Source organism: Pseudomonas sp. GW821-FHT02A11 (assembly GCF_059421985.1).
Window position 1 is genome coordinate 13813 of record NZ_JBWKWB010000007.1, and the last position, 26439, is coordinate 40251.

20 protein-coding genes and 2 pseudogenes are annotated in these 26439 nt (G+C 60.7%); 12 read left to right on the forward strand and 10 right to left on the reverse strand.

Features of this window, described 5'->3' with window-relative positions; all coding sequences use genetic code 11:
* The first annotated feature begins 30 nt into the window (after nt 1-30).
* Complete coding sequence (locus AC07V9_RS12660) at nt 31-753, forward strand: DNA-binding protein (protein WP_495016052.1); 723 nt, start codon at nt 31-33, stop codon at nt 751-753.
* On the opposite strand, the pseudogene AC07V9_RS12665 reads toward AC07V9_RS12660, so the two are convergent.
* From AC07V9_RS12665 to galU, 3 genes and pseudogenes are all read right to left on the reverse strand, one after another.
* Nucleotides 744-2426 (reverse strand): annotated as a pseudogene (locus AC07V9_RS12665) (hybrid sensor histidine kinase/response regulator); the annotation flags it as partial. The gene AC07V9_RS12660 and the pseudogene AC07V9_RS12665 overlap by 10 nt on opposite strands.
* Before the next feature lie 115 nt (nt 2427-2541).
* Nucleotides 2542-3897 (reverse strand): glutathione-disulfide reductase, encoded by a 1356-nt coding sequence (gorA, locus tag AC07V9_RS12670; protein ID WP_495016053.1) that lies wholly within the window; start codon nt 3895-3897, stop codon nt 2542-2544.
* A 138-nt stretch (nt 3898-4035) separates the two neighbouring features.
* A complete protein-coding gene (gene galU, locus AC07V9_RS12675; protein WP_495016054.1) occupies nt 4036-4878 on the reverse strand; it encodes a UTP--glucose-1-phosphate uridylyltransferase GalU in 843 nt (280 codons plus the stop codon).
* Between the two features lie 359 nt (nt 4879-5237).
* On the opposite strand from galU, the gene AC07V9_RS12680 reads away from it, so the two are divergent.
* Nucleotides 5238-5423, forward strand: a complete 186-nt coding sequence (locus AC07V9_RS12680) for a hypothetical protein (protein ID WP_495016055.1) — start codon at nt 5238-5240, stop codon at nt 5421-5423.
* A 147-nt stretch (nt 5424-5570) separates the two neighbouring features.
* Complete coding sequence (locus AC07V9_RS12685) at nt 5571-5852, forward strand: hypothetical protein (protein WP_495016056.1); 282 nt, start codon at nt 5571-5573, stop codon at nt 5850-5852.
* Between the two features lie 8 nt (nt 5853-5860).
* On the opposite strand, the gene AC07V9_RS12690 is transcribed toward AC07V9_RS12685, so the two are convergent.
* Nucleotides 5861-6217: a hypothetical protein gene (locus AC07V9_RS12690; protein ID WP_495016057.1), complete on the reverse strand. Its 357-nt coding sequence runs from the start codon at nt 6215-6217 to the stop codon at nt 5861-5863.
* Between the two features lie 169 nt (nt 6218-6386).
* Here AC07V9_RS12690 and AC07V9_RS12695 point away from each other — a divergent pair, with 169 nt between their 5' ends.
* From AC07V9_RS12695 to alkB, 3 genes are all read left to right on the forward strand, one after another.
* On the forward strand, nt 6387-6695 hold the full coding sequence (locus AC07V9_RS12695) for a DUF1883 domain-containing protein (protein ID WP_495016058.1): 309 nt from the start codon (nt 6387-6389) through the stop codon (nt 6693-6695).
* A 73-nt stretch (nt 6696-6768) separates the two neighbouring features.
* On the forward strand, nt 6769-6951 hold the full coding sequence (locus tag AC07V9_RS12700) for a hypothetical protein (protein ID WP_495016059.1): 183 nt from the start codon (nt 6769-6771) through the stop codon (nt 6949-6951).
* 43 nt (nt 6952-6994) lie between these two features.
* Complete coding sequence (gene alkB, locus AC07V9_RS12705; RefSeq protein WP_495016255.1) at nt 6995-7672, forward strand: DNA oxidative demethylase AlkB; 678 nt, start codon at nt 6995-6997, stop codon at nt 7670-7672.
* A gap of 138 nt (nt 7673-7810) precedes the next feature.
* Here the strand turns inward: alkB and AC07V9_RS12710 are convergent, their stop codons facing one another.
* The 4 genes from AC07V9_RS12710 to gnd all read right to left on the reverse strand — a co-directional run bounded on the left by AC07V9_RS12710 (nt 7811) and on the right by gnd (nt 13031).
* A complete protein-coding gene (locus AC07V9_RS12710) occupies nt 7811-9631 on the reverse strand; it encodes a glycoside hydrolase family 15 protein (protein WP_495016060.1) in 1821 nt (606 codons plus the stop codon).
* Nucleotides 9632-9702: 71 nt separating this feature from the next.
* A complete protein-coding gene (locus AC07V9_RS12715) occupies nt 9703-10521 on the reverse strand; it encodes an HAD family hydrolase (RefSeq protein WP_495016061.1) in 819 nt (272 codons plus the stop codon).
* Entirely contained in the window at nt 10518-12041 is a 1524-nt protein-coding gene (gene zwf, locus AC07V9_RS12720; RefSeq protein ID WP_495016062.1) for a glucose-6-phosphate dehydrogenase, read from the reverse strand. Before zwf ends, AC07V9_RS12715 begins: the two co-directional genes overlap by 4 nt.
* Before the next feature lie 12 nt (nt 12042-12053).
* Nucleotides 12054-13031 (reverse strand): phosphogluconate dehydrogenase (NAD(+)-dependent, decarboxylating), encoded by a 978-nt coding sequence (gene gnd, locus AC07V9_RS12725; protein ID WP_495016063.1) that lies wholly within the window; start codon nt 13029-13031, stop codon nt 12054-12056.
* A 316-nt stretch (nt 13032-13347) separates the two neighbouring features.
* On the opposite strand from gnd, the gene AC07V9_RS12730 reads away from it, so the two are divergent.
* Both AC07V9_RS12730 and AC07V9_RS12735 read left to right on the forward strand, forming a co-directional pair.
* Complete coding sequence (locus AC07V9_RS12730) at nt 13348-13521, forward strand: DUF6026 family protein (RefSeq protein WP_495016064.1); 174 nt, start codon at nt 13348-13350, stop codon at nt 13519-13521.
* Between the two features lie 329 nt (nt 13522-13850).
* Entirely contained in the window at nt 13851-15599 is a 1749-nt protein-coding gene (locus tag AC07V9_RS12735; RefSeq protein ID WP_495016065.1) for a phosphoethanolamine transferase CptA, read from the forward strand.
* Nucleotides 15600-15669: 70 nt separating this feature from the next.
* Here the strand turns inward: AC07V9_RS12735 and AC07V9_RS12740 are convergent.
* Nucleotides 15670-16607: pseudogene (locus tag AC07V9_RS12740) on the reverse strand (transporter associated domain-containing protein); the annotation flags it as partial.
* Nucleotides 16608-17049: 442 nt separating this feature from the next.
* Entirely contained in the window at nt 17050-17541 is a 492-nt protein-coding gene (locus AC07V9_RS12745; protein WP_495016066.1) for a GNAT family N-acetyltransferase, read from the reverse strand.
* Between the two features lie 603 nt (nt 17542-18144).
* On the opposite strand from AC07V9_RS12745, the gene glgA reads away from it, so the two are divergent.
* From glgA to AC07V9_RS12765, 4 genes are read left to right on the forward strand one after another with little or no spacing between them, the layout of a single operon-like run.
* Nucleotides 18145-19731 (forward strand): glycogen synthase GlgA, encoded by a 1587-nt coding sequence (gene glgA / locus AC07V9_RS12750; RefSeq protein WP_495016067.1) that lies wholly within the window; start codon nt 18145-18147, stop codon nt 19729-19731.
* Nucleotides 19732-19757: 26 nt separating this feature from the next.
* Nucleotides 19758-21572 carry a malto-oligosyltrehalose trehalohydrolase gene (gene treZ, locus AC07V9_RS12755; protein WP_495016068.1) on the forward strand — a complete coding sequence of 605 codons (1815 nt, stop codon included), beginning with the start codon at nt 19758-19760 and terminating at the stop codon, nt 21570-21572.
* Nucleotides 21562-23631 (forward strand): 4-alpha-glucanotransferase, encoded by a 2070-nt coding sequence (gene malQ / locus AC07V9_RS12760; RefSeq protein ID WP_495016069.1) that lies wholly within the window; start codon nt 21562-21564, stop codon nt 23629-23631. The genes treZ and malQ overlap by 11 nt, the downstream gene beginning before the upstream one ends.
* Nucleotides 23628-26426: a malto-oligosyltrehalose synthase gene (locus AC07V9_RS12765; RefSeq protein ID WP_495016070.1), complete on the forward strand. Its 2799-nt coding sequence runs from the start codon at nt 23628-23630 to the stop codon at nt 26424-26426. Before malQ ends, AC07V9_RS12765 begins: the two co-directional genes overlap by 4 nt.
* Nucleotides 26427-26439 lie beyond the last annotated feature (13 nt).

Sequence of the window (26439 nt, forward strand, 5' to 3'; positions counted from 1 at the left end):
CGTATTCGGTATGAAACAACAGGACGCGCCATGGCCCGAAGCGGCATTAACAAGTCTGACGTGCAGGCTGCACGCCTTTCCCTCATCGCCCGGGGAGCAAACGCCAGTATCGATGCAGTACGAATCGAGATGGGCAATACCGGCTCGAAGAGCACCATTCACCGCTTGATGCGCGAACTCGATGCGACCGAAGACGGAGCCTCTTCCACGCAGATCGATGACGAGCTGAACAGCTTGGTCACGCGTCTCGCCGGCCGCTTGAGGGGACAGGCGCAAGAACAGATCGACGAAGCGCGCGCCGGTCTCGACGCCGAGAAGAAGGAATTGCAGGCCGCCCTGCAGGCGACGCAACGTCAGCTCGCCGATCTGATCGACCGCCATGCCGCGCAAACCACCAAGCTCGGCACGCAGACAGCGACGCTGCTCAGCACCCAGCAGGCGCTGCAGACCGAGCAGAAAGAGAACGCGCGCCTGACCCAGGCCGCTGAAGACACCCGCGCGCGTTTGCAGGACAAGGATGAGCAGATCCGCTCGCTAAAAGACCAACATCTGAGCGCACACACCCAAAGCGCACTGCTGCAAGAGCGCCTGAACAATGCTCAGCAGGAAATCGAGAAGCTTCAGGAACGCCTGACCGAGCGTGACCAGCAGAATCGCGTCCTGGAGCTGATCCTGATCAAAACCGAAGTGGCACTGGAGAACGCGCGCTCAGGCCAGCCTCAGGCCGACAGCTCAGCGGACGGTCAGTCCTGAGTCGGTGCTTCTATCAACCCGCGAACACGCTGCGCCAGGTCGTCGATGCTGAACGGTTTGGTCAGCATGTCCATTCCGGCATCGAGAAAATCCCCACGCACTTGAGCGTTGCGCGCGTAGCCGGTCATGAACAGCACGCGCAAGCCGGGCCGATGCTGACGGGCGATTTCCGCCAGCTGCCGCCCGTTCATCCCCGGCAACCCGACATCGGTGACCAACAGATCGATGCGCCGGGCATCCTGTAAAAACGGCAACGCGGCGGCGCCATCAGCCGCCACTTCCACCGAATAGCCCAGCTCACGCAACACGTCGACCACCAGCATGCGCACATCCGGCTCGTCCTCCACCACCAAAACGCGTTCACCTTGAGTGGCGCGTGGCGGCGTCTGCCCCTGATCAGCCGGGAGGTGCCGTTCGACAGTTTCGAAATGGCAAGGCAGGTAAAGATCGATGCGCGTGCCCTGCCCCTCGGTACTGTCGATCTGCACCTGGCCCCCGGTCTGATTGATGAAGCCGTAGACCATCGACAGCCCCAGCCCGGTGCCCTGCCCGATCGGCTTGGTGGTGAAGAATGGGTCGAAGGCCCGGGCGATGACTTCGCCAGACATCCCGCTGCCAGTGTCCTGCACGCTGAGCCGAACGTAATCCCCCGGCGCCAGCGAGTCATGCAGCACGGCGATATGCACGACCTCGGTCTGGATCAATAAACGCCCACCCTCGGGCATCGCATCCCGAGCATTGATGACCAGATTGAGCAGCGCGTTTTCCAGCTGATGTTCATCGGTGTTGGTCATGCGCAGCGCCGTGTTGAGATCAACTTCCAGCTCGATGCTTTCGCCAATGGTCCGCCGCACCAGTTCTTCCATCGACATCACCATGGCGCTGACATCCACTGGCTGCGGATTGAGCGACTGGCGTCGCGCGAAGGCCAGCAGGCGATGGGTCAATGACGCCGCGCGATTGGCCGAACTCATGGCGGCATCGATGTAGCGGTCGATCTCCGACACGCGCCCGGCGGCGACGCGACGCTGGATCAGGTCCAGCGCCCCGAGCACCCCGGTCAGCATGTTGTTGAAGTCGTGGGCGATGCCCCCGGTCAATTGGCCGATGGCGTCCATCTTCTGGGCGTGACGCAACACTTCTTCAGTCTGGGCACGTTCGCTGATTTCGACCTGCAGCCGTTCGTTGATTTCGGCCAGCTCACGGGTGCGCTCGGCAACCCGGCGCTCGAGGCTTTCATTGAGTTCGCGCAGGGCGTCTTCAGCCTTCACCTGCGCCGTGATGTCAGTGCTGGTGCCGAGCCAGTAAGTGATGTTGCCCTGCTCGTCCCGAATGGGCAGCGCTCGAGACAGGAACCAGCGATAGAGGCCGTCTTTGCCCCGCAGCGGAAAGGTGTCCTCCCAGATCGACCCGGTGGCGAAACAACGTTTCATGCGCGAATCGACGCGCTCGAGATGATCAGGGTGATGTAACGAGCGCCAGCCTAGCGCCATCATGGCTTCGAAGGAGGTGCCGGTGTAGCTGTACCAGCGCGCGTTGTACCAGTGGATCTTGCCGACAGGATCGGCGATCCACGCCAGCTGGCTCATGTTGTCGGCGAGCGTGCGGAACTGGCGCTCGCTTTCGTAGAGCGCCTCGACCTGACTGGGTGAGCGATCGTCAGCGGCCCGGTCATCAGGATCAATGGGATTCAAGGGCATGGCAGCCGGAAAACTCTTACGGGGCACGGCGGGTCCTTCCTCTTAAACGATGGTTCGCCCGACCTCATCCATGAGGCCGGGATTCAGATCAGCGCGTCACGGTTCGCATGGTGACGAACTCTTCAGCCGCTGTCGGGTGCACACCGATGGTGTCATCAAAAATCTGCTTGGTCGCGCCCGCCTTGAGAGCGATGGCCATGCTTTGAATGATCTCGCCCGCATCGGGCCCGACCATGTGGCAGCCCAGCACGCGGTCAGTCTTGGCATCGACCACCAGTTTCATCAGGGTGCGCTCCTGATTGTCGGTCAGGGTCAGCTTCATCGGGCGGAAACGACTCTCGAATATCTGCACATCGTAGCCGCCTTTTTTCGCTTCTTCTTCGGTCAGACCCACCGTGCCGATATTGGGCAAGCTGAAGACGGCTGTGGGTATGTGGCGATAATCGACCGGGCGGTATTGCTGCGGCTGGAACAAACGTCGGGCAACGGCCATGCCTTCGGCCAGAGCGACCGGGGTCAGCTGCACGCGGCCAGTAATGTCACCGATGGCGATGATCGACGGCTCGCTGGTCTGGTAGTTGTCATCGACCTTGATGAAGCCCTTGTCGTCGAGTTCGACGTTGACCGTTTCCATCCCCAGGTTATCGAGCATCGGACGGCGGCCGGTGGCGTAGAACACGCAATCGGTGTTGAAGGTGCTGCCGTCGTTGAGGGTCAGGTCCAGAGTGCGATCGGCGCGTTTTTCGATCTTTTCGATCTGCGTGTTGAAGCGCAGATTCGTGCCGTGCTTGGTCAGTTCTTCACGCAGATGTTCGCGCACGCCGCCGTCAAAACCGCGCAGGAACAGCTCGCCGCGGTACATCAACGTGACGTCGGAACCCATGCCATTGAAGATGGACGCGAACTCGACGGCGATATAACCGCCACCGACCACCACCACCCGCTTGGGCAGTTTCTCAAGGAAAAATGCCTCGTTGGAGGTGATGGCGTGCTCGCGGCCAGGGATATCCGGAATCTGCGGCCAGCCACCGGTGGCGATCATGATGTGCTCGGCGGTGTGGACCTGCCCATTGATTTCCACTTCGTGAGGGCCGCGCAGTTTCGCGTGACCCTCCATCAGCGTCACGCCGCTGTTGTTCAACAGGTTGCGGTAGATACCGTTGAGACGGCTGATTTCCTGATTCTTGTTGGCGATCAGGTGAGCCCAGTTGAACTCGGGTTCGCCCACGGTCCAGCCGAAGGATCTGGCATTTTCGAAATCTTCGGAAAAATGCGCGCCGTACACCAGCAGCTTCTTGGGTACGCAGCCGACGTTGACGCAAGTGCCGCCCAGATAGCGGCTTTCGGCAACCGCGACGCGGGCTCCGAAACCTGCGGAAAAGCGCGCCGCGCGCACACCGCCGGAACCGGCACCGATGACGAAAAGGTCGAAGTCGTAGCTCATTAATTTCTCCTTGGCAGGAGGGCTAGCATAACCGCTCCAGCGCGCTCGGCAAGGTCTGCGCGGCAGAAACGACAAAGCCACCCGAAGGTGGCTTTGTGCAGCAATACAGATAGCCGAGGGTTTATCGGCACAGTTGCATCACTGGGTGGACTTGCCCGTTTTGTAGAAGTGCTCGAAGCAGAAGTTGGTCGCTTCCACGTAGCCTTCAGCGCCACCGCAGTCGAAACGCTTGCCTTTGAATTTGTAGGCCAGAACGTTGCCTTCGGCGGCCTGCTTCATCAGGGCGTCAGTGATCTGGATTTCGCCGCCCTTGCCTGGCTCGGTCTGTTCGATCTTTTCGAAGATGTCCGGGGTCAGAATGTAGCGACCGATGATCGCCAGGTTCGACGGTGCGTCTTCAGGCTTTGGCTTCTCGACCATGTCGGTCACGCGGAACAGGCCGGGCTTGATTTCTTCACCGGCAATGACGCCGTACTTGTTGGTTTCGTTCGGGTCGACTTCCTGGATGGCCACGATCGAGCACTTGTACTGCTTGTGCAAGGCGACCATCTGGGCCAGCACACCATCACCTTCCAGGTTCACGCACAGGTCGTCCGCCAACACCACAGCGAACGCTTCGTTACCAATCAACGGACGACCGCTGAGGATGGCGTGGCCCAGGCCTTTCATTTCGGTCTGACGGGTGTAGGAAAAGCTGCACTCGTCGATCAGGCGGCGGATACCGACCAGGTACTTCTCTTTATCGGTGCCCTTGATCTGGTGTTCCAGCTCGTAGCTGATGTCGAAGTGGTCTTCCAGCGCGCGCTTGCCGCGGCCGGTCACGATGGAGATTTCGTTCAAACCCGCAGCCAGTGCTTCTTCCACGCCGTACTGGATCAGTGGCTTGTTGACAACTGCCAGCATCTCTTTAGGCATGGCTTTGGTCGCTGGCAAGAAGCGAGTACCGTAACCGGCTGCAGGGAACAAGCATTTCTTGATCATATAAGTCCTTGATGGGGCTGGGGGTGTTGCGGCGCAGTCTAATCAGGAGGCGATCACCTTACAATGCCCCGCTGCTGGCCGTTCGCTGCCTTGGTAGAGGAACGGTCGTGCAGATAGTTCCGCACACATTCCAAATATTGCGACCACTGAACAACGGCGAGCGACCCACTGGTCGTCGCAAACGTTTGTAAGACCTATGCTGGCTTGATGTACGACACATCACTCGTAAGAGACCATCCATTTCCTCAAAACGACCGCGCAATGACAGGCACAAGCGTAGCCGCCTTCCCTCGTTTGCGTAGGAAAAATATCTGCGCACGCCGTATCATGGCCGCCTGAATCATTTGTAGAGACGCATCATGGCGCAAGTCAAAGTTGTAAACGGCTACCAGATCAAGAAACTGCAGGACGGCCAGTGGTGGTTGGTCGGCCACGACGAAGAAGCCGTCGCAGGGCCTTTCCACAGCGAAAGCAGCGCGTGCGAAGTTGCTGCTGTGTTTGAAGACACGCCGGCGCCAAGCCGTCGCGCCGACAAGAAATCCTGAGGCGTGTGCCGTCCGGCCCCGTCACAGAGGGCCGGATCGCATTGCGACGACGAAAAATGTTTCCGTGATGCCGGAACGATGGCACTGTCGATCAGTCTGAGAAATGCTGATTCTTCAACCCCGGCCCTCATCGCGAAGCATTCGAAAATGATCAAGATCCTGTCCGTCATCGCTGTACTGGGCCTGACTGGCTGCGCGACCGCGCAAAACACCTACCTCAAGAACGGCCAGCAGGCGCTGAGTATCGACTGCTCAGGCGAAGCCATGTCCTGGGCCGCCTGCTATGAAAAGGCGGATGCCTCCTGCGCCGGCACCGGCTACAACATCGTCAGCACCAATGGCACCCCGCAGCCCAAGGAAGCGGACAAGACCCTGGGCGTTGACGTTGGCAACTACAAGACCCGCAGCGTGCTGGTGGTCTGCAAGTGAAGTCAGGCTTATTCGCCGGAAATGCACGCCGTCACGGCGTGCTGGATGTCCTTGGGCCGCAATGGATTGTTGCCGCCACTTTCGAACAGCTTGATCGAGCTGCCCCCTGAGCGCTTCTCGATGTCGACGATCGCCGTTGGCGTGCCGCTGGAAAATTTCTGCGGCACGATGAGCCGTAACCCTTCCTTGTGCGGCTCGACCTGCGCAGGACTGCGGCTGTCGGAGATTCTGGAGATGAAACACTCGGCGTATTCCTGCGGATTCTTGCCGGACATCACATTCATGGTCGGGGGGGTGTGCTCGATATCCGCCACGCTGGCGCAGCCGGTCATCGCCAACGCCAGAACAACAACAGCCAGTTTCATACAATCCCTCCAGTAAAGGTGCTACGACACGCACCGCCTCGATAAAATCCCCGGCCGCCCGATTTTTTTCAGGCAAGACCCGGATAATAAAAACGCCGATGGCCATCAATGCCCCGGCGCGTCGTGCTATCGTTTCGGGTTTTCGAGAATACCGTCTCCGGAGACACCCATGAAATTCGTACACCAGCGCGAGCATCTCAACGAAGACGACGTGGTCGTCATCGAGTGCTCCCAGCTTTGCAACATTCGCCTGATGAGCGACGCGAATTTCCGCAGCTTCAAAAACGGCGGTCGCCATACCTACCACGGCGGTTCTTTTGATCGTTTCCCGGCCAAGATCGAAGTGCCCAGCACCGGTTTCTGGAACATCACCATCGACACCGCCGGACGCAAGATGGACAGCCATGGCGGCGGTCGCAAGACCACCTTCACCCACTCAATCAAGATCGTTCGCCGCTCCTCTTCGCGCCTTCGCTGATCCGATTAAACATGAGCCTGCGTGAAAGCTTCGTGCTTCACGCTGCCTGCTGAACGCCATCAAGGAAACTTTTGTGAGCACATCTTCCGCCCCTGTCATCAAATACGCCATCAGTTACAAGCTCAATGGCGAACGCCGCTTTGAATTCGCGCTGCTGCAATCGCCTTCGGCTGAAGAAGCCTTGGCCGCCCTGCAGAAAATGCACAGCGGCAGCGACGACGTGATCAGCGACGTCAAGGTCAGCAAGGCGCTGTAAACCGCCCGGTAACCCAGGCCCACCACCCGGTAACGCCGCAATGATGCAACGCAAGGGTACTACCCCCGCCACACGGGACCTGTTCGCCGACGATGCGCCACAACCGCCGTCGACCGAGCAGATCGGCGCGCAGTCGTTCGTCTTTCGTGGCTTTGCGCTGCCGCTGGTGGAACAACTGCTCCCGGCCCTTGAGGCCACCCTGTCCCGGGCGCCTTTTCGCCACATGGTGACGCCTGGCGGTTACACCATGTCGGTGGCGCTGAGCAGTTGCGGCACCTTTGGCTGGACCACGGACCGCCACGGCTATCAATACGCGCGGATCGACCCGCAAACCGGTCAGCCTTGGCCCGAGATGCCTGCGATATTCCTGACCCTGGCACGTTCGGCCGCGCAGGCTGCGGGCTTCATGGATTTCGTTCCCGATGCCTGCCTGATCAACCGCTACATCCCCGGCGCGAAACTGGCCCTGCATCAGGACAAGGATGAGCGCGACCAGCACTGGCCTGTGGTGTCGGTGTCACTGGGCATTCCCGCCATGTTCCTGTTCGGTGGCCACGCCCGCGGTGACGCCACCCAGCGAGTGCCGCTGTTCCATGGCGATGTGGTGGTCTGGGGCGGAGAAGATCGTCTGCGCTATCACGGCGTCATGCCGATCAAGCAGGCCGAGCATCCGCAACTGGGTGAACAGCGTATCAACTTCACCTTTCGCAAGGCGCGCTGAGTTACCTCACCGTTGCTGAATACCCCGACCCCAACGCAAACCTGTGGGAGCGAATTCATTCGCGAGACGTAGGTACAGACGATAGAAATTTTCGGATGTACGGCCCCTCGCGAATGAATTCGCTGCCACAGATTAAGCCTACTGCGCGACGACCTCTGCCTGAACAGCCGCCCGGGTTTTGACCGGACACACCACTCGATGCAGGTTCAACGCGGTATTGATGATCCCGATATGGCTGAACGCCTGGGGAAAATTTCCCAACATGCGCCCGGCACGAGGGTCGTATTGCTCGGCGAGCAGACCGACGTCATTGCACAGGCCGCACAAGCGATCAAACAGATCGCTGGCCTCCTGCTCGCGCCCTTGCAGCACATACACGTCCGCCAGCCAGAAGGAACACACCAGAAACGTGCCTTCGCTGCCCGACACACCATCGGTGCTGCGCTCGCTGTCGTAACGCAGCAGCAGCCCATCTTGCATCAGCGCCTTTTCGATTTGCGCCACAGTGCCGCGGACTCGAGGGTCGTCCACCGGCAAAAACCCGGTCAGGGCGATCTGCAGCAGGCTGGCGTCCAGCTCCTTGCCGCCATAGGTCTGCACGAAGCTGCCGAGCTGAGCGTCATAGCCATTGGCGCAGACGTCGGCGTGGATCTCGTCAGCGATCGCCCGGTAATGCCGACCGCGCTCGCGGTCTTCAGGGTGATCACTCTGCGCCAGCACTCCGGCGTTTCGATCGAACGACACCCAGGCCATGACCTTGGAGTGGGTGAAATGCCGGGGCTCGGAGCGGATTTCCCAGATACCGGCATCGGGAAGATGCCAGACTTTTTCCAGAAACGGCATGATGACCTTCTGGATTTCCGTGCTGCGCGGCAGACGTGGCAGGCCACTCTTGAGCGCCTGGGTCATGGCGTCGGCCACTTCGCCGTAGACATCCAGCTGCATCTGCGTGGCAGCGGCATTGCCGATGCGCACCGGACGCGAGTTCTCGTAGCCACTCAGCCAGGGCAACTGATACTCCGGCAAGCGTCTCTCGCCGCCCAGGCCATACATGATCTGCACCTGCTCGGGGTTGCCGGCCACCGAGCGCAGCAGCCAGTTGCGCCACGCGGTCGCTTCGTCGAAATAGCCCAGGTTCATGAACGCCAGCAGGGTCATGGTTGCATCACGCAGCCAGCAGAAGCGGTAGTCCCAGTTGCGCTCACCGCCCAGTTGCTCGGGCAGCGAGGTCGTGACCGCCGCGACAATGCCGCCAGTGGGGGCGTAGGTCATGGCCTTGAGCGTGATCAGCGAGCGCTTGACCTGAGCGGTCCAGGGCCCGACATCCGGGCAACGGTCAGAGAACTCGCGCCAGAAACGCTCGGTGCTCTCCAGCGCCTGCTCGACGTCGAATGGCTCGCGCACAGGCTCATGGGACGCCTGCCACCCCAGCGCAAACCCAAGGCGCTGCCCCGCTTCTACGGTGAAACGGCTCTCGGTGTGGTGATCCAGCGGATGCAGTTCGGCAGGCGTGCGCAGCACCAGCATCTCCGGGCCTGCAACGGCTGTCATCGTGTGCGGCTCGCGCTTTTCGACCCAGGGCACGGTGCTGCCATAGTCGAAACGGATGGCCAGGTCCATGGAAAATTCCACCCGTCCTTCCAGGCCGATGACCAGACGCACCACGCTGCTGTCGACGCCCACGGGCATGAAGTCCAGCAGCAACGCGCAACCTGTGTCGGTGGTGAAACACGTTTCGAGAATCAATGTGCCGTCGCGATAGCGGCGCGCGCTCTGGCAGTTGGCACCATGGGGGGCGATTTTCCAGCGACCGTTGTCGCTGTCGCCCAACAGGGCAGAGAAGCAGGCAGGGGCGTCGAAACGCGGGAAGCACAACCAGTCCAGCGACCCGTCGCGGGCCACCAGCGCTGCGGTATGGCAGTTGCCGAGCAGCGCGTAGTCTTCAATCAATACAGCCATGGGGTGATGATCCCTCTTGTGACTGCCGGCGCGACGTGTCACGCGCCCGCAGAGGTTGCCGGGCTGCAGATTCAGCCCGGCAGGATATAACGTTCGATGGCCGTGGCCAGTCCGTCCTCCAGATTGCTGCCAGTGACGTAGTTGGCGTGGGTCTTGACGCCGGTTTCCGCCTGCCCCATCGCAATCGACAGCCCTGCACGCAGGAACATCGCCACGTCGTTGCCAGCGTCCCCGATGGCCGCCGTGTGCGCCAGCTCGACCCCCAGCGCCTGGGCGATGGTGGCCAGCGCCGTGCCCTTGTTGGCGTCCAGCGCCGTGACATCGAGGTAGTAGGACTGCGAGCGGGCCGCCCGTGCGGTGTGGGCGATCAACGGATTGAGCCGGGCTTCGAGGCGCTTGAGCAGCTTGAAGTCATTGCTGGCGGCGACGATCTTGTCGATGCGATCGAGGTAATCCTCGAAATGCGCGACCTGAACGAAGTCGTAACCCAGCGTGTTGCGCTCGTGTTCGACGTAATCCCCTTGAGGGTCGAGCAGCAGCCACTGATCGTCGGCAAACACCCAGACCGACACCTTCTCCCCGGCAAACAGCTCCAGGCTGATGCGCGCCGCATCGGGATCAATGCGGTGCGCCTTGAGCAGGCTGCCATCGGGGTTGACGATGTTGGCACCATTGAAGCTCACCGTCGGCAGGTCGATGCCCAGGGCTTCGATCTGCTGACGCATGGCCCGTGGTGGCCGGCTGCTGGCGACCGAGAACTGAATCCCGGCCTCGCGCAGCTTGCGCACCGCGTCGATGTTAGCCGGGCTCAGGCTGTGATCGGGTCGCAGCAACGTGCCGTCGATGTCGGAGAGCATGAAGCGGATGAGGGGTTGCGAAGACTCACTCATCCCAGACGTTGCCAGTGTCGACCGTCGCGCGCCAACAGCTCATCGGCATCCGCCGGACCGTCCTCGCCCGCTTTGTAAAACTCCACGCGCGGATCCTTCGCCCAGGCATCGATGAAAGGCTGCACGGCGCGCCAGCCATTCTCGATATTGTCGGCCCTCTGGAACAGGGTCTGATCACCGGTCAGGCAGTCGTAGATCAGGGTTTCATACCCGGTCGACGGCTGCATCTCGAAGAAGTCCTTATAGGCGAACCCCAGCTCGATGGTCTGCATGTCCAGGGTCGGCCCCGGCTTTTTCGCCTGCAGGTCGAACCACATGCCTTCGTCGGGCTGGATCTGGATTTTCAGGAAGTTGGGCTCGACGCGGTCCACGTCCGTGTCGCGGAACTGCGCGTACGGCGCAGGCTTGAAGCAGATCGCGATCTCGGTGTCGCGCACGCTCATGCGCTTGCCGGTGCGCAGATAAAACGGCACGCCGACCCAGCGCCAGTTGTCGACCATGACCTTGAGCGCCACGTAGGTTTCCGTGGTGCTGTCGGCGGCCACCCGGTCTTCTTCACGGTAACCGGTGAGGCTTTTGCCGCCGATGGTGCTCTCGGTGTACTGACCGCGCACCGAGTTGGCCAGGGCCTCCATTTCCGACCAGGGCCGGATGGCGCCGATGACCTTGGCTTTCTCGCCGCGCACGGCATCGGCGCCGAACGCGGCAGGCGGTTCCATGGCAACCATGGCCAGCAGCTGAAACAGGTGGTTGGGCACCATGTCGCGCAACGCTCCGGTGGTTTCATAGAAACTGCCGCGCGTCTCGACACCCACGGTTTCCGCCGCGGTAATCTGCACATGATCGATGTAATGATTGTTCCAGAACGACTCGAACAGCCCGTTGGAGAAACGGCTGACCAGAATGTTCTGCACCGTTTCCTTACCCAGGTAGTGGTCGATCCGGTAGATCTGCTTCTCGCTCATCACCTTCAGCAAGCAATTGTTCAGTGCGACCGCGCTGGGCAGGTCGTGGCCGAACGGCTTTTCGATCACCACGCGACGGAAGAACTCGTCGCCCTCCACCATCAGACCCGACGAGCCGAGCCGCTTGATCACTTCACTGAAGAAGCGCGGCGCAGTGGCCAGGTAGAACACAGCGTTCTGCGTGCCGGTGCTCTTGATCTTTTCGTCGATGGCCGCGTAAGTGCCCTCGTCGAGAAAATCCCCCGTGATGTAGGTAATGCGCTTGGCTAGACTGCCCCACAACGCCGGGTCCAGAGGGTCTTCCCCGCCCTGGGCGACCTTGCTGGCCGCCTCCTGACGAATGAAATCCTCGAGCTTTTTGGCGAAGTCGGCATCGCTCACGGTGTTGTGGTCGACACCGACGATGTGCAGGTCCTCACCAACCAGTCCGTCGCGGAAGAGATTGTAGAGGGCCGGCATCAACAGCCGCTTGACCAGATCACCGTGGGCGCCGAACAGGAACAACGTGGTCGCAGGTGCGACCGGAGCCTTTTGCTTGCTGCGGGATAAACCCATTGGGAGGCTTCCTTATTTAGGTTCTTTGTGGCCACCAAATCCGAAACGCATGGCCGAGAGCATCTTGTCGCCGTAAGTGCTTTGTTGACGGGAACGGAAGCGCGCGAACAGCGAGCTGGACAGTACCGGCACCGGTACGGCCTGCTCGATGGCGGCTTCGATGGTCCAGCGGCCTTCCCCGCTATCAGCCACCGAGCCTGAGTAGGCATTGAGCTGAGGGTCGGTGGCCAGTGCGTCGGCGGTCAGGTCCAGCAGCCAGGAGGACACCACGCTGCCACGACGCCAGACCTCGGCGATGTCGCCCATGTTCAGATCGAAACGCTGGTCGGCCGGCAGGCTGTCCGAGTTCTTGGTCTTGAGGATGTCGAAGCCCTCGGCGAAGGCTTGCATCATCCCGTACTCGATGCCGTTGTGGATCATCTTGACGAAGTGACCGGCGCCCGGTGGGCCTGCGTGGATGTAGCCCTGCTCGGCGCGTGGGTCGGCATCCTTGGCGCGGTCCCTGGTGCGTGGAATGTTGCCGATGCCCGGGGCCAGGGTCTTGAACAGCGGATCCAGGCGATCAACGACTTGGGTTTCGCCACCGATCATCATGCAGTAGCCGCGCTCAAGTCCCCAGACGCCGCCGGAGGTGCCGACGTCGACGTAGTGCAGGCTCTTTTCTTTCAGCGCGACCGAACGACGGATGTCGTCTTTGTAGTAAGTGTTGCCGCCATCGATGATCACATCGTCCGGCTCCAGCAGCCCGACCAGTTCATTGATGGTGTCTTCCGTTGGAGCGCCAGCAGGCAACATCACCCACACGGCTCGCGGTTTGTCCAGCGCGGCAACCAGTGACTTGAGGTCATTGGCTGGCGTCGAACCTTCGTTGGCGAGCGCGGCACGAGACTGCTCATCGCGGTCGTAGACCACAGTGGTGTGGCCATTGAGCATCAGTCGACGTGCGATGTTGCCGCCCATGCGGCCTAGTCCAACAATCCCGAGTTGCATGTAGAGGTGCTCCTTAAATCGAAAACAAAGGGTGCCTCATTTTATAGCCCAGTGCCGCTTATAGGGTTAGTCCGGGGAGGCAAACGAAGGTTTCCCGGTGAAAATAGTTTCATGTTGACGGGTCAGGCCCGCTCTACGACGCCGTTTGTCGCCACGCCGGCACGTTAGCGACAATTCAAAAATAAAAAGTTCCCTTTTGCGTCAAAAGAAATCAGAATCCGCGCCGATAAAGGTAGGAGCACAGACCAGTCGGGTAATAAGGCTGTCATTTGCTTGAACCTTACGACGTTGAATCCCGCCATTTGCGAGGTGAGCAATGGGCACAGTACTACCAGCAAACGCTCCACAAACCCTCTATGTAACCGTTCGTCGCGACGAACTGCGTCTGCTCAAGGAAGAACGTGACCAGCTGCAAAAGAGAGTCGCCCAATTGACGATGATGCTGCAACACGCACAAATCGCCAGTCACGGCACTGCCCTGCAAGCCTGATCGTTTCACGTCTACCCTGATTCGCGGCAAGCCCGATCCGCTGGCTTGCCCTCCTGAAACACCCTCTCCTTCCTTCTTGAAGACTGCGCATGTTTTCGGCTCCTTTTCGGACTCGACACACGCAGTAACGTTCCGCCGCCTTGCAAAATCTGGATCTTGAGCTTCTCAACACGCGGCTCACGCTCAGCTCACGTTTTTTTCACGTATCAAAAAACATACTCGCGACCCTCTGGAGAGCGGCTGCGACGTTGTGACGGGCGCAGTCTGCCCTCTGCAGTTCACCTGGTGGCTCCTGGCCGCTGGACAAGTGTTAAGTGCGGGAGCGCCTGATGGCAACAACAAAACGGAGCACCACGACTCCGAAACGCTTCGACTGGGCCGGCCTGGCCTGGATGTTCGTCTTCTTCTGGTACTTTTCGGGCATCACCCAATTGTTGATCCAGCTGACCGGCATCACCGGTTTTGCCGGCTTCCGTCAGGCCTTCCTGATGAGCGGTATCTGGCTGGCGCCCATGCTGCTGTTCCCCAACAAGGCCCGCATCATGGCGGCTGTCATCGGCGTGGTGCTGTGGGCCTGCTCCATGGCGAGCCTGGGCTATTTCTTCATTTATCAGCAGGAGTTCTCGCAAAGCGTCATCTTCATCATGTTCGAGTCGAACATCTCGGAAGCAGGCGAGTACATGACTCAGTACTTTGCCTGGTGGATCGTGCTGGCGTTCATCGCCCACACCGCCTTCGCGATTTTCCTCTGGACCCGTCTGCGCCCGGTGTACATGCCCCGTGGCCGCGCGCTCGTCGCCGCTACGGTGATTGTGGTGGCCATCGTCGGCTACCCGCTGGCCAAACAGATGTCACGCTTCGACACCACCGCTGCGGGCCTCGAAGCCTTCGAATCGCGGATCGAACCTGCCGTGCCATGGCAGATGCTGGTGGCCTATCATCGCTACACCCAGCAACTGGACAGCATGCAGGACATGCTGACCACCAGCAGCAACATCGCCCCGCTGAAAAACCTCAAGGACCAGCAGGCCGGCTTGCCCACCACCCTGGTGCTGGTCATCGGCGAGTCGACCAACCGTGGCCGCATGCATCTGTACGGCTATCCGCGACAGACCACGCCCAACCTGGACGCCATGAAGGACGAGCTGCAGGTCTTCAACAACGTCATCACCCCGCGTCCTTACACCATCGAAGCGCTGCAACAGGTGCTGACCTTCGCCGACGAGGAAAACCCGGACCTCTACCTGAAGACCCCGTCCATCGTTAGCGTGATGAAGCAAGCGGGCTACAAGACCTTCTGGATCACCAACCAGCAGACGATGACCAAGCGCAACACGATGCTCACGACCTTCTCCGAGCAGGCCGACGAGCAGGTCTACCTGAACAACAACCGCAACCAGAACGCCCGCCAGTACGACGGCGACGTGCTGGAGCCGTTCGCCAAGGCCCTCAACGACGCAGCGCCGCGCAAGCTGATCGTCGTGCACCTGCTGGGCACGCACATGGCGTATCAGTACCGATACCCGCAGGATTACGAGAAATTCACCGGCCGTGACGGCGTGCCAGCGGCCATCGATGACAGCAAGCTCGAGCTGTACAACAGCTACGACAACGCGGTGCTGTACAACGATTTCGTCGTCTCGAGCTTGATCAAGACCTACAGCAAGACCGATCCGAATGGCTTCCTGCTGTACCTCTCGGACCACGGCGAAGACGTTTACGACTCGCCGGGCCACGACACCCTGGGGCGCAACGAGGCGAAACCGACGATTGCGATGTACACGGTGCCGTTCATTGCCTACGCCTCGCCAAAATGGCGCGAGAGCCACAACTGGAACTTCGACAGCATCCACAGCCGCCCTTACAGCAGCTCGGACCTGATCCACACTTGGGCGCAACTGGCCGGGCTGAGCTTCGACGAGCTGGACACCACGAAAAGTCTTGTCAGCTTCGACTTCAAGGCGCGTCCACGGCTGATTGGCGACCCCTACGCTCAGAAGGGCCTGAGCGACTTCGCCGTGATGGAAAAGGTGGGCAAGCAACAGACCACCGCGCCCGAGGTGGCGGTGGCGAGGTAAGCGACAAACGTGACAGGAACAAAAAAGGCCTGCGCGATGCAGGCCTTTTTTCTTCAACGGGATGAGGACTTCAGTGGGCGTGTTTGCGCAACAACAAGCGTGTTACCCGCCGCTCCTGAACTTGCACCACCCTCAGCGCCCAGCCATCCCACTGGACCTCGTCGTCAATCACCGGCAGCCGGTCCAGCAGGCTCATGATCAGCCCGGCCAGCGTTTGATACTCATCGGTGGCGGGCGCCTTGAAGCCGGTGCGCTCACGCAGATGGCTCAGGTTCATAGCAGCATTGACCCGCACGCCCTCGCCCTCCTCGACCAGATCCGAGCCCTCGGCTTCGCTGGTGTCGGGCAACTCACCGGCGATAGATTCGAGTATGTCGGTCATGGTCAGAATGCCGACAAAATCGCCGAATTCTTTACCACGAAAGCGATATGCGTCGATTGGGCACGCATCTGATCCAGCGCATTGAGGATCGAGAAGCTGTCCAGCAAATTGATCGCACTGCGGTTCAGGTGTTCACGGTTCGGCTGGCTGCCCGCCAGCAACCCATTGAGCAGCTCTTTCTTGTGCACGAAGCCCAAAGGCTCCTCGACGCGACCGTTGCGAACCAGCGGCAATCGCGAGTAAGACGACGCCATCAACCGCTGCCGGATGCTTTCTTGGTCGTCGCTCAGACCGATCACGTCGACATCGTTGCGCGCGGTCATCACAGAGCGAATCGGACGCTGGGCCAGTTGCAGCACGCCGCTGATCATTACTCGCTCGCTCCGGTCGAACACCACCTCTTCGCTATCGCCGTCGAGCATGTCGACGATGTCTTCGCCCACCTCCTCGACACCCGGCTTACAGCCCCCCATCAAACGCAGCACCGCGTGAGCCATGCGCTCCCGGCGCGGCAGGTGCCCCTTGAGGCTGCGCTTGCGACGGGAACGGGCAATCTGATTGAACAGCTCGATGAGAATCGAGAACCCGATCGCCGCGTACAGGTAGCCCTTGGGGATATGAAAACCTCAGTGGCAGGGAGACAGGTACAGCGAAGCCCGGCGCACGGGTTCATGGGCCGAGACCTGAAACAGTCATCGTGGTCATGCGCAGAGCCGCGCAGGGGTTGGGATCAAGGTGATCCGGGATCAGTGGACGGGATCGACTGGGAGGTTCCAGTGAAAGAGACATGGGTGTCCTAAATCAATACGGGAGGCGATCCTACATCGCCCGCGGAATTGTCTTACAGGATAGAACTGTTACAAATGTTTTGGATGGTGTTGCCGGAGCAACAGCAAGCTTCGGAAATCTCACTCTCATCTGATGACCTGACTCGCGCCGCAGATAACCTGTGCGAATTCATTCGCGAGGCGGTATCACATCCGACAGACCTCTATCGGATGTACCGCCCTCTCGCGAATGAATTCGCTCCCACAGGGTTGAACCAGCCGAAACAGGGCTGTCAGTGAATTAGAGTGACTTCTGCCAAAACAGCGCGCGACCCATCTGTGGGTCGAGCTGATAGTCGCTGAACCCAAGCTTGCGGTAAGCGCCCTGAGCCACTGCGTTACCCTCCAGCACTTCCAGTGTGATCTTGCAGCAGCCGCGCTGACGGGCAATCTCTTCGACCTTAATCAGCATTTTCTGGCTGATGCCCTGACCACGGGCCGAGGCGATGACCACGACGTCGTGGATGTTGACCAGTGGGCGGCAGGCAAAGGTGGAAAAGCCTTCGAAGCAGTTGACCAGGCCCACCGGCTCACCCGAGATGAACGCCAGCACGCTGAACGCATGGGGCCGTTTGGCCAGTTCGATCGCCAGCTGCTCCCGGGTATCCAGAGACAGCGACTGTCCGCCACCCATGGCGTCTTCGGCGTATTGATTGAGCAGAAAGCCAATGGCTTCAGCGTGGACGGGGTTGCTATAGCTGGCTTGCAGGACCAGCACCTCAGGGGCTTGCATTGACTTCCTCAACATCCTGGGAGTTTTCAGGCGACGGGATCAACGATCGCCGACAGCCGCGTGCCAGGATTCTACCGTGGCGTGCACCAAAAGATCCCGCGACAAAAGTAGGAATTTTCTTCTCACGCACAGGAATTGACCCGCTCTGCACCGAGAAAAGGCGACGCCGGCGATTCGTGACTGACCGGTCCAAAAAAAACCGCGCCCGACGATGCTCTCCCGGTCACGCTGGTTTGATTGTCGAACAATCCGACCGACGGTCTGTAACACTTTCCCGAGACGATTCATGCCCCAGAACAGCGCATTCCGTGGCTGCGGAGATTCTGTAGCGAGATGAATTTTTTCCTACAAAAAGCGGCCATCCCGCGTGCCAGACATTTCCTTGGAAAAAAGTCGAAACTTCTACAAACGCCCTGGGTCAGGTGATTAGAGCGCCTATGCTATTGGTTGAAGCCCGAGCAGAGGCCGCTTTCACCCTTGTCCTTCACTATGCAGTCGGTAAATGGGTATCGATTTTGCGTAGGTCTTGTGTGCGTGGCCATAGGACATGGCCGATGACAACTAAGTGCTGTACCAACACTGCGTATCGAATGGGAGAAAACGATGATTAGTGCCGCTGTCAAAACCCAGAAGGGAGAGAGTTTTAATCAGCCGGCCAGCGAGCTGACCCATCTGCCGGTCTTCGCATCGACGAGCGCACCTGTGCTGCAACTGCCCCCTGTCCAACCAGGCATATCCATGGCGAACCGGAAAAAAATCCTGTTTGTCACTTCGGAAATGGCCGATCTGGTGAAAACCGGCGGCCTGGGTGATGTGTCTGCCGCACTGCCGCGCGCCATGCGCCACCTGCACGATGTACGCGTGCTGATTCCCGGCTATCCACAGGTCATCAATAGCGGTAACCCGATCCACATCATCAGCTCCCTTAGCGGGCATGCGGCGCTGCCGCCCTGCAAGATCGGCCGTATGGACATGAAAGACGGTCTGGTCATTTATGTACTGATCTGCCCGGAACTGTACGAACGCGAAGGCACCCCTTATGGCGACAATGATGGTCGCGACTGGTCCGACAACCACATCCGCTTTGCCCGTCTGGGCCTGGCCGCTGCCGATTTCGCAGCCGGGGCGGTCAAAACTCAGTGGTGCCCGGAGCTGGTTCACGCCCACGACTGGCCAGCGGGTCTCGCCCCTGCCTATATGAAATGGCGCGGCCAGAGCACGCCAAGCATTTTCACCATTCACAACCTGGCCTATCAGGGCTTCGTCAGCACGGCGTCAAGCCGCGAGCTTGGGATTCCCGATCACGCGTTGAGTCCCGACGGCATGGAATTCTACGGCCAACTGTCCTTCATCAAAGCAGGCATGGCCTACGCGAGCCACATCACCACGGTGAGCGCGACATACGCCCAGGAAATCACGACTCCTGACTTCGGCTGCGGTCTGGAGGGCTTCCTGCAAAGCAAGGCCAATCGCGGCCAGCTCAGCGGGATTCCCAACGGCATCGACGAAAGCTGGGACGCAGCGACCGACGATCACCTGGTGTGCAACTTCGCGCCTAATGAGTGGACGCGCAAAGAGATCAACGCCGACCACGTGCGCGAACTGTTCAAGCTTGAGCCTTCCACCGGCCCACTGTTCGCCGTGGTGTCGCGTCTGGTTTACCAGAAGGGTTTGGACCTGACCATTGGCGTGGCCGAGTACATCGTCAGCAAGGGTGGCCAGATCGCGATCATCGGCCGTGGCGAGCCGGAAGAAGAAGACGCCATGCGCGCCCTCGCCGCCCGCTTCCCGGGCCAGATCAGCGTGCGCGTGGGCTTTAACGAAACCGACGCCCGTCGCATGTTCGCCGGCAGCGATTTTCTGCTGATGCCTTCGCGTTACGAGCCTTGCGGCCTGAGCCAGATGTACGCCCAGCGCTTCGGGTCGCTGCCTGTGGCCCGTCGCACAGGCGGTCTGGCGGACACCATCGAGGACGGCTGCACGGGTTTTCTGTTCGACGAGTCTACCGTCGAGAGCTACACCGAAGCCCTGACCCGCGCCTTCAACGTATTTGCCAACCCAACGCTGCTCAACGCCATGCGCTGCCGCGCCATGGCCGCCCCGTTCGACTGGCATAAAGCCGTTGAACCGTACGCCGATCTTTACCAGGAACTGTTGAAGAAAAACGTGGGTGTTGCGTTGCACTACTGATTCATGAACGGATAAAGGGGTGACGGATGCCTTCGCGCACGGATGAGAAGTGGCGCCACGGCGCCGTTTTGCTGGACTCTGAACACACCCGGTTTGCCCTGTGGGCCCCGGATGCAAAAGACGTAAGTGTTGAAATTGGACACGGGCCTGCTCAGGCCCTGCTGCCACAGGAGAACGGTTGGTTCGTTCTCGAAACACGCTGTCCTGCCGGCTCGCACTACCGCTACGTCATCGATCACAACCTCAATGTACCTGACCCGGCTTCCCGGGCTCAGGCCAGCGCAGTGCACGGTCACAGCGTGGTTGTCGATCATGGCGCCTATCAGTGGCAGCACCACGGCTGGCGTGGGAGGCCCTGGGTCGAGGCGGTCATCTACGAGCTGCACGTCGGCGCCCTGGGTGGCTTTTGCGGGGTGGAACAGCACCTGCAGCATTTGGTCGACACCGGCGTCACGGCCATTGAGCTGATGCCCATCGCGCAGTTTCCCGGCGACCGCAACTGGGGTTACGACGGCGTCCTGCCCTACGCACCGCAGTCGTCCTACGGTACCCCCGAACAACTCAAGCACCTGATCGACACCGCGCATGGTCTGGGGCTGGCTGTCATTCTCGACGTGGTCTACAACCACTTCGGTCCGGACGGCAATTACTTGGGCGCCTATGCCAAGCATTTTTTCCGCAGTGACAAGAAGACGCCATGGGGCGATGCCATCGATTTTCGCCGTGGTGAAGTGCGCGATTTTTTCATCGACAACACCCTGATGTGGTTGCAGGACTATCGCTTCGACGGCCTGCGTTTCGACGCCGTGCATGCCATCGAGGACCCGACCTTCCTCAAGGAGCTGGCCGAACGGGTTCGCCAGGAGACGCCGCCGGATCGCCACATCTGGTTGATGCTGGAGAACGAATTCAACCAAGCCCATCGCATGGATCAGGGCTTTGACGCGCAGTGGAACGATGACGGGCACAACACCTTGCACGTGCTGCTGACCGGCGAAACCGACGCGTACTACACCGATTTTGCCGAGCAGCCGACGCATAAACTGGCGCGTCTGTTGGGCGAAGGCTTCGTCTATCAGGGCGAATCCACCCGCCACGGCCATGCGCGGGGCGAGCCCAGCGCGCATTTGTCGCCCACCTCGTTCGTGCTGTTTTTGCAAAACCACGACCAGATCGGCAACCGCGCACTGGGCGAGCGTCTGGTGCAGTTGAGCCCGCCTGAAGCGCTGCGGGCCGCCACTGCATTGTTGCTGCTCTCGCCAATGATTCCGTTGATGTTCATGGGCGATGAGTGGGGCGCCAGCGAGCCGTTTCTGTTCTTCACCGACTTTCACGATGAGCTGGCCGACGCTGTGCGCGAGGGTCGTCGTGGCGAGTTCGCCGACTTTGCAGCCTTCGCCGATCCGGCCAAGCGTGAACGCATTCCCGACCCCAATGCCTTGCAGACCTTCCAGGCCTCACGCCCGGCGTTCGATGCCCTGCTGCTGGAAACCGACGAAGGTCAGGACCATCGCAACTGGCTGGCACTGTACCGGGAACTGCTGCAGATCCGCCGCGAGCAGATCGTCCCGCGCCTGGTCGGTGTGAAGGCGCTGGGCACGCAGGTGCTGGCCGACAAGGCCGTCACCGCCAGCTGGCAACTGGGCGATGGCACCCTTTTGCGCATTGACCTGAATCTGGGTGCGCACCCCGTTGAAATCGATGAGCACAGCGTGCAACAGGTTCTTCATGAGTCCCATCCAAAATCAGCAGAACTTTCCCAAAACGGCAACCTCAATCCATACACGGCCATTGTCAGCCTGATATCGAGTGACGTTGTGGAGGAACAGGATGAGCAATGAGCAACTGGAAATGCTGGCAGCCGAAGCCGGGTTGTCGGTGGACTGGAAAGACGCCAACGCGAGGCCGCAACGGGTAAGCCCGGATGTGCTGCGCAAGGTCCTCGACGGCCTGGGCTACCCCGCCGAAAACGATGAACAGATCGCAACCAGCCTCAAGCGCCTGCAGGATCAGAACCTGTCCACCACCCCGCCACCGCTGCTGACCGTCGATCACGGCAGCAACCTCGACCTGTCGCTCTGGTTCAAGCCTCAAACCCCTTTTGTGCTGAAGCTCGAAGACGGCTCGCGGCTGGACGCCAAACTCACAGCCAAGGCCGAACTGCCAGCCCTGGCCACAGTCGGCTATCAGCAACTGGAAATCGATGGCCAGCATCTGACCATCGCTGTCGCACCCAAGACGGCCTATACCTTGGCGATGGCCACGGACGTCAGCGTGCCGCGCGCCTGGGGCCTGACCTTGCAGCTCTACTACCTGCGTCGCGAAGGCGATGGCGGGTTCGGCGACACCCAGGCGCTGGAAACCTTTGTCCGCTCGGCGGGTGAACGGGGGGCGGCGGCCATTGCGATCAGCCCGGTGCATGCCATGTTTTCTAACGACAGCGAGCGCTTCAGCCCTTACTCGCCGTCCAGCCGTCTGTTTCTCAATGCGCTGTATGCGGCGCCGGGTGCGATTCTCGGCGAACGTGCCGTGCGCATGGCCATCGAGGAAACGGGCCTTGGCGACGAGCTCAAGCGCCTTGAAGGGCTGCAATTGATCGACTGGCCTGCCGCCGCAGCGGCCAAATGGAAGCTCTATCGCGCCCTTTACTCAGGGTTCATCGGCAGCGCTCACCCCCTGCACGAAGACTTCAAGAGCTTCCGTCACGCCGGTGGCGAAGCGCTGGAAAACCATTGCCGTTTCGAGGCCATGCGCGATCAATGCGACGTACTCGGCATCAGCGGCAACTGGCATGAGTGGCCGGAGGAATACAAGAACCCGCGCAGTAAGGTCATCGACGCTTTCGCTGCTGACCATGGCGAGCAGATCGGCTTTCACGCCTTCGCCCAATGGCTGATCGCTCGGGGCCTGGAACGCGCCCAGAGCGCCGCCAGAGGCAGCGGCATGAGCGTCGGTCTGATCGGTGACTTGGCCGTGGGTGCCGACGGCGCTGGCAGTCAAGCCTGGAGCCGGCAGGACGAACTGCTCTCGGCGCTTACCGTGGGCGCACCGCCCGACATTCTCAATCGCTCCGGCCAGAGCTGGGGCATCTCGGCATTCTCACCCACAGGCCTGCGGCGCAATGGATTTCGCGCCTTTATCGAAATGCTGCGCGCCAACTTTGCCCATGCCGGCGGCCTGCGCATCGACCACGTGATGGGCCTGCAACGCCTGTGGGTCGTGCCCGACGGCTCGCCGCCCAGCGACGGCGCCTATTTGAATTACCCGATCGACGACATGCTGCGCCTGTTGTGCCTGGAGTCCTGGCGGCATAAGGCCGTGGTCCTCGGCGAGGATCTTGGCACCGTCCCCGAAGGCCTGCACGAGAAGCTCTCGACCCGCGGCATTCTCGGCATGCGCGTGCTGTTGTTCGAACAGGACAATGCCCACTTCAAACCGATCATGGGTTGGTCCGACGACGCCCTGGCCACCACCAGCACCCACGATCTGCCAACCCTGACCGGCTGGCTCAGTGAACTGGACATCGAGTGGAACAAAACCCTGGGGCACATCGACGACGAGACAGAACGCCAATGGCGCCAGGGCCGCGAGCGCGAACGCGAGGGTCTGCGCGCAGCCCTGCGGCTCAACTATGGCATCAAGAACAGCACCGAGAGCGACATGATCGACGGCAGCGTCCGCTACCTGGGCCACACCCGTGCGCCGCTGGTGCTGTTGCCCATCGAAGATGCCCTGGGTATCGAGCAGCAGGCTAACCTGCCCGGCACCATCGACAGCCACCCCAACTGGCGCCGGCGCCTGCCCGGCGACAGCGCTGCATTACTGGACAACGCCAACGCGGCGCGTCGTCTGGAGATTCTTGCCGCAGCACGTCAACAAGCCGCGGAGCGTGATCAATGAGTCAACCTGTGAACCCACCTCTCAAGTCCCTGCGCGCCACCCAGCGCCTGCAATTTCATAAAGACTTTACCCTCGACGACGCCACGGCGCTGGTGCCCTACTTCGCTCAACTGGGCATCAGCCACCTCTACGCTTCGCCCCTGCTCAAGGCCCGTGCAGGCTCCATGCACGGCTATGATGTGGTCGACCCTCGGGTCATCAACCCGGAACTCGGCGGCGAGCCTGCGCTGCGTCGGCTGGTGGCCGAACTGCGCAAGCACGGCATGGGGCTGATTCTCGACATCGTCTCCAACCACATGGCCGTCGGCGGCGCGGACAATCCGTGGTGGCTGGACCTGCTGGAATGGGGTCAGCGCAGCCCCTACGCGAAGTTCTTCGACATCCAGTGGAACTCCCCCGATCCGCTGCTCAAAGGCCAGCTGCTGCTGCCATTCCTCAGCACCGACTACGGTACCGTCTTGCAAAACGGCGAGGTGCCGCTGCGCTTCGACGCCGAACAGGGCAGCTTCCGCGTGGAGCACTATCAGCATCATTTCCCGATCAATCCGGGCACCTACCAGCCGTTGCTTAAAGCCGCGAACCGGGCAGAGCTGGATGAACTCGCCGAGCGCTTTGCCGCTCTGGAAACTGACCCCGACGCTTATCAGAAAGCCATCGACGCAAAAGCGGATCTGGCTGCATTGATCAAGACTCAACCCGAGCTCGCTCAGGCCATCGAGAGCGGCATGGCGCAGTTCGATTCTCGCAAGCTCGACGGCTTTAACAAGTTGCATCAACTGCTTGAGCGTCAGGACTATCGCCTCGCCAGCTGGCGCACCGCGGGAGACGATATCAACTGGCGGCGCTTCTTCGACATCAACGAACTGGGCGGCCTCAAGGTCGAACGCTCGCAGGTGTTCGAAGCGACCCATGGCAAGATCTTTCATTTGATCGCCGAAGGTTTGGTGGATGGCCTGCGCATCGACCACATCGACGGCCTGGCCGACCCACGGGGTTACTGCCGCAAGCTGCATCGGCGGGTCGAGAGCCTGTTGAGCCAACGCCCTGCAGGCACCGAGTTGAGCCATGTGCCGATCTTCGTCGAGAAGATCCTTGGCGCCGACGAACAGGTGCGCAAGGACTGGAACGTCGATGGCACGACCGGCTATGAATTCATGAATCAGGTCTCCTTGCTGCAGCACGACCCCAAGGGTGAAGCGGTGCTTGGCGAGCTGTGGAGCCGCATCAGCGGACGCACCAGCGACTTCAATCAGGAAGTGCTGGAGGCCCGCGATCTGGTGCTGCATGGCACCCTCGCCGGGGACTTCGAAAACCTTGCCCAGGCGCTGCTGCAAGTCGCCCGCAGCGACGTCATGAGCCGCGACCTGACCCTGGGTGCCATTCGCCGTGCGCTGCTGGCGCTGGTGGGCAACTTCCCGGTGTATCGCACTTACATCACGGCGTGCGGGCGCTCTGACGAAGACGAGCGTTTCTTCCAGCAGGCGATGACCGGCGCCCGAGAGATGCTCAGCGAAGGCGACTGGCCGGTGCTGGACTACCTGGCCCGCTGGCTGGGCGGCGAAAGCCTGCGCGACTACCCCACCGGCCCGTTGCGGGAAATGCGTCGCAAGGCGTGCAATCGCTTCCAGCAACTCACCTCGCCGGTGGCCGCCAAGTCGGTGGAAGACACCTCGTTCTATCGCTCTGCGGTGCTGCTTTCGCGCAACGATGTGGGCTTTCATCCGCAACATTTCAGTGCACCGGCCGAGGCGTTTCATCAGGTATGCACCGAGCGCGGTGCAAGCTTTCCGAACAACCTGCTGACCACCGCCACCCACGACCACAAGCGCGGCGAAGACACCCGCACACGCCTTGCCGTGCTCAGCGAAACTGCTGACTGGTACGCCGAGCAGGTCGAGCGCTGGCTGCAGCTTTCTGCCCCGCTGAAAACAGGCGAGCATCCGATCAGCCCCGGCGATGAGCTGATGCTGTACCAGGCGATTCTGGGCAGCTGGCCGCTGAACATGCAGGGTGAAGGCGCGCTTGAGGATTATGCCAAGCGCCTGACCCAATGGCAGGAAAAGGCCATGCGCGAGGCCAAATTGCAGAGCAGCTGGAGCGCGCCCAACGAGGCCTACGAAACGGCCTGCCGCGAGTTTTTGCAGACCCTGCTGCTTGGCGCCGACGCTCTGGCGTTGCGTCAATCCATCGGTGCCACCGCCAACCGGATCGCCACGGCGGGCGCCCTGAACAGTCTGGCGCAAACTTTGCTGCGAATGACGGTGCCCGGTGTCCCTGATCTGTATCAGGGCACTGAATTCTGGGACTTCAGTTTGGTGGACCCGGACAACCGTCGTCCGGTGGACTACTCCGCTCGCCAGCGCGCGTTAAGCGAAGCCACGCCGCTCACCGAGCTGCTCGCCCAGTGGCAGGACGGCCGCGTCAAACAGGCGCTGATCGCGCAGGTGCTCATGCTGCGCGATCAACACCCGACTCTGTTCAGTGAAGGCCGCTACCACCCCCTGGAAGTGATCGGCGAACAGGCCGCACACGTCCTGGCATTTGCCCGGGTAAAGGAGGATATACGGGCTATCGTTGTGGTACCGCGTTTGCCGGCTGAACTATTGGGCACCGCGCAAACTCCATTCATCAACGCGGCAAATTGGGGCGATACACGAATCATCCTGCCGTTCGCTGATTCAAATCCAAATTGGAAGGGACTTTTCGCGCAAGCTACAGTCACAGACAACAAGGAATTGTCGCTCAGCGCAGCGCTCAAGGAATTTTCCGTCAATCTGCTTATTCAAACCTTGTAATACCCGGGAGTGT

Bases quoted from the DNA above. Each gene is read 5' to 3' on its own strand.
- zwf (WP_495016062.1), bottom strand. From the start codon at position 12,041: ATGGGTTTATCCCGCAGCAAGCAAAAGGCTCCGGTCGCACCTGCGACC.
- gorA (WP_495016053.1), bottom strand. From the start codon at position 3,897: ATGAGCTACGACTTCGACCTTTTCGTCATCGGTGCCGGTTCCGGCGGT.
- AC07V9_RS12660 (WP_495016052.1), top strand. From the start codon at position 31: ATGGCCCGAAGCGGCATTAACAAGTCTGACGTGCAGGCTGCACGCCTT.
- AC07V9_RS12685 (WP_495016056.1), top strand. From the start codon at position 5,571: ATGATCAAGATCCTGTCCGTCATCGCTGTACTGGGCCTGACTGGCTGC.
- AC07V9_RS12735 (WP_495016065.1), top strand. From the start codon at position 13,851: ATGGCAACAACAAAACGGAGCACCACGACTCCGAAACGCTTCGACTGG.
- AC07V9_RS12765 (WP_495016070.1), top strand. From the start codon at position 23,628: ATGAGTCAACCTGTGAACCCACCTCTCAAGTCCCTGCGCGCCACCCAG.
- AC07V9_RS12715 (WP_495016061.1), bottom strand. From the start codon at position 10,521: ATGAGTGAGTCTTCGCAACCCCTCATCCGCTTCATGCTCTCCGACATC.
- malQ (WP_495016069.1), top strand. From the start codon at position 21,562: ATGAGCAATGAGCAACTGGAAATGCTGGCAGCCGAAGCCGGGTTGTCG.
- gnd (WP_495016063.1), bottom strand. From the start codon at position 13,031: ATGCAACTCGGGATTGTTGGACTAGGCCGCATGGGCGGCAACATCGCA.
- alkB (WP_495016255.1), top strand. From the start codon at position 6,995: ATGCAACGCAAGGGTACTACCCCCGCCACACGGGACCTGTTCGCCGAC.
- AC07V9_RS12710 (WP_495016060.1), bottom strand. From the start codon at position 9,631: ATGGCTGTATTGATTGAAGACTACGCGCTGCTCGGCAACTGCCATACC.
- galU (WP_495016054.1), bottom strand. From the start codon at position 4,878: ATGATCAAGAAATGCTTGTTCCCTGCAGCCGGTTACGGTACTCGCTTC.
- treZ (WP_495016068.1), top strand. From the start codon at position 19,758: ATGCCTTCGCGCACGGATGAGAAGTGGCGCCACGGCGCCGTTTTGCTG.
- AC07V9_RS12695 (WP_495016058.1), top strand. From the start codon at position 6,387: ATGAAATTCGTACACCAGCGCGAGCATCTCAACGAAGACGACGTGGTC.
- glgA (WP_495016067.1), top strand. From the start codon at position 18,145: ATGATTAGTGCCGCTGTCAAAACCCAGAAGGGAGAGAGTTTTAATCAG.
- AC07V9_RS12730 (WP_495016064.1), top strand. From the start codon at position 13,348: ATGGGCACAGTACTACCAGCAAACGCTCCACAAACCCTCTATGTAACC.
- AC07V9_RS12680 (WP_495016055.1), top strand. From the start codon at position 5,238: ATGGCGCAAGTCAAAGTTGTAAACGGCTACCAGATCAAGAAACTGCAG.
- AC07V9_RS12745 (WP_495016066.1), bottom strand. From the start codon at position 17,541: ATGCAAGCCCCTGAGGTGCTGGTCCTGCAAGCCAGCTATAGCAACCCC.
- AC07V9_RS12690 (WP_495016057.1), bottom strand. From the start codon at position 6,217: ATGAAACTGGCTGTTGTTGTTCTGGCGTTGGCGATGACCGGCTGCGCC.